This is a genomic window from Nonomuraea sp. NPDC049637 (assembly GCF_040675235.1).
GTDB lineage: Bacteria > Actinomycetota > Actinomycetes > Streptosporangiales > Streptosporangiaceae > Nonomuraea.
Window position 1 is genome coordinate 1 of record NZ_JBFAOM010000119.1, and the last position, 3375, is coordinate 3375.

Annotated in this window: 1 protein-coding gene; it reads left to right on the forward strand. The window is 71.4% G+C overall.

All coding sequences use genetic code 11. From position 1 onward, the window contains the following. Positions 1-479: 479 nt before the first annotated feature. Positions 480-3203, forward strand: coding sequence for a beta-L-arabinofuranosidase domain-containing protein (locus tag AB0J71_RS49820; RefSeq protein WP_364421457.1), 2724 nt, complete (start codon positions 480-482; stop codon positions 3201-3203). The last annotated feature ends 172 nt before the right edge of the window (positions 3204-3375 follow it).

Below are 3375 nucleotides of genomic sequence, written 5' to 3' on the forward strand. Positions count from 1 at the left end.
GGCGGCCCGCGCGCGCGCGCGCCCCCCGGCCCCCCGCCCCCCCCCCCCCCGGCTCCGCCCGCCGACCGCCCCCGGCCCGGCGAAGCCGGGGGCGGGTCGCCTTCCCGCATCCCCCGTGAAACTTTCATCGTGACGGGACGTCTCCGCGGAGACAGAACTCCAGGCGGGAAGGCATGCGCGGGACAGAGCCCGGCTCGGCCGGCGATCCGCTCATTGACGCCGGACGGACCGTTGGATGTACTCCCTCACTACGGACCAGACCCACCGGCAGGACGATGTTAGCGCTAACCACCCTACCCAGCCAAGGAGCCCCCGACATGCAACCGATGGTCCAGGACACGACGGTGACCCGATCGGCCATTTGTTAGCGCTAACAAAGCTGCGCCGAAGACCAGGCAACGGCCTTGCGCAGGCGCTGACCTGCTGACCCCGTGACCGGCCCCGGCCGTTCACCGCCCCCCCACCCCAAGGAGCTCCGCATGTCCTTGAGCCGCCGTCAGCTCTTCCAGGCCACCGGCGCGACCGCCGCGCTCTCCGTCGTCGGTCAGCTGGCCGGCACGTCCCCCGCCCTGGCCGCAGTCCCCTGGAGCAGGCCCGACATCGACGTCTCCGCCTACGAGTTCGACCTCGGCCAGGTCCGGCTGACCTCCGGCCGCCTGCTGGACAACCAGAACCGCACCCTCGCCTACCTGCGCTTCGTCGACGTCGACCGGCTGCTGTACGTCTTCCGCGCCAACCACCGGCTGTCCACCGGCGGCGCCGCGCCCAACGGCGGCTGGGACGCGCCCGGCTTCCCGTTCCGGTCGCACGCGCAGGGCCACTTCCTGACGGCCTGGGCGCAGGCGTACGCCGTGCTCGGTGACACCACCTGCCGCGACAAGGCTCGCTACATGGTGGCGGAACTGGCCAAATGCCAGGCGAACAACCCGGCCGCCGGGTTCACCGGCGGTTACCTGTCCGGGTTCCCCGAGTCGGACTTCACGGCCCTGGAGAACCGCACGCTCACCAACGGCAACGTGCCGTACTACTGCGTCCACAAGACCCTGGCCGGGCTGCTGGACGTCTGGCGGCTGATCGGCGACACCCAGGCCAAGTCCGTGCTGCTGGCCCTGGCGGGCTGGGTGGACGCCCGGACGTCGCGGTTGTCCGCCGGCCAGACGCAGGCCATGCTCGGCACCGAGTTCGGCGGCATGAACGCCGTGCTGACCGACCTGTACCAGGCGACCGGCGACCCCCGCTGGCTGGCCACGGCACAGCGGTTCGACCACGCGGCCGTGTTCGACCCGCTGGCCGCGAACCAGGACCGGCTCAACGGCCTGCACGCCAACACCCAGGTGCCCAAGTGGATCGGCGCGGCCCGCGAGTACAAGGCGACGGGCGCCACCCGCTACCGCGACATCGCCGTCAACGCCTGGGCCATCACGGTCGGCGCGCACACGTACGTGAACGGCTCCAACAGCCAGGCCGAGCACTTCCGCGCGCCCGGCGCGATCGCCTCCTACCTGACCAGGGACACCGGCGAGGCGTGCAACACCTACAACATGCTCAAACTGACCCGGGAGTTGTGGCTGCTGTCCCCCGACCGGGCCGACTACTTCGACTACTACGAGAACGCCCTGCTCAACCACCTGCTCGGCCAGCAGAACCCGGCGGACGCGCACGGGCACGTCACCTACTTCACCCCGCTCAACCCCGGCGGACGGCGAGGCGTCGGTCCGGCCTGGGGCGGCGGCACCTGGAGCACGGACTACGGCTCGTTCTGGTGCTGCCAGGGCACCGGGATCGAGACCAACACCAAGCTCATGGACTCGATCTACTTCCACGATGACACCACCCTGTTCGTGAACCTGTTCGTGCCCTCCGTCCTCGACTGGAGCCGGCGCGGCATCACGGTCACCCAGACCACCTCCTATCCGGTCAGCGACACCACGTCGCTGCAGGTCACCGGCAACGTGGGCGGATCGTGGACGATGCGCGTCCGGATCCCGGCCTGGACGCAGGGCGCGACGATCAGCGTCAACGGGGTCCGGCAGGACGTGGCGGCCGCGCCGGGCGGCTACGCCGCCCTCACCCGGACGTGGTCGTCCGGCGACACCGTGACCGTGCGCCTGCCCATGCGGGTGGTCATGAAGGCCGCCGCGGACAACCCCGGCGTGCAGGCCGTGACGTACGGGCCGGTCGTGCTGTCGGGCGACTACGGGGACACGAGCCTGTCGTCGGCCCCGGTCCTGACCCCGTCCTCGATCACCCGGACCAGCACCACCGCGCTCGCCTTCACGGCGACGGCGAGCGGCGCGCAGGTGCGCCTGGAGCCGTTCCAGGACGCCCACGGCCACAACTACGTCGTCTACTGGAACACCCAGGGCGGCTCGGCGGCGGGGGCCGGTTTCCGGCTGGTCAACGCGGCCAGCGGGCTGGTGCTCGGCATCCAGGACATGTCCACCGCCGACGGCGCCCCCGCCCTGCAGTGGACCGACAACGGCACCGCCGACCACGACTGGATCCCGATCGTCGACGGCGCCGCGCTGCGCTTCCGCAACGGCAACAGCGGGAAGGTGCTCGGCGTCGAGAACATGTCGACCGCCGACAACGCGCCGGTGCTCCAATGGGGTGACACGGGCACCGCCGACCACCGGTGGACGATCATCGACGTCGGCGACGGCTCCGTCAAGATCCGCAACGTCAACAGTTCGAAGCTGCTGGCCGTCCAGAACGGCTCGACCGCCAACGGCGCGCGGGTGGTCCAGGGCGCCGACGACGGCAGCCCGGACAACCAGTGGCGGTTCCTGCCGAACGGCGCGCGGCGCCTGCAGAACGTGGGCACCGGGATGGTGCTCGGGGTCACCGGCATGTCCACGGCCGACGGCGCGCTCGTCGTCCAGTGGGGCGACAACGGCACCGCCGACCACCTGTGGACCGCCGTCAACGACACCGGCGGCTACCTGCGGCTGCGCAACTCCCACAGCCAGAAGGTGCTGGGCGTGGAGAACATGGGCACCGCCGCCGGGTCGCGGGTCGTGCAGTGGGCCGACAACGGCACCGCCGATCACCGCTGGCGGCTGCGCCACGGGTCGGCCGCCGCCTTCCGCCTCCAGTGCGCGGGCGGCGGCCGGGTCCTCGGCGTCGCCGGCACGTCGCAGGGCGCGCAGGTCGTGCTCGCCGACGACAACGGCTCGGACGACAACCTCTGGAGGTTCCTGTGAGACGTGTGCTCGCGGCCGTCTCGGCCCTGCTTCTCGTGGGCGTGCTGCTCACCGCCCAGGAGGCGTCGGCCGCGACGGTCGACACCAACGCCTGGTACGTCCTGGTCAACCGCAACAGCGGCAAGGCCCTGGACGTCTACAACCTGTCCACCGCCGACGGCGGCCGCATCAC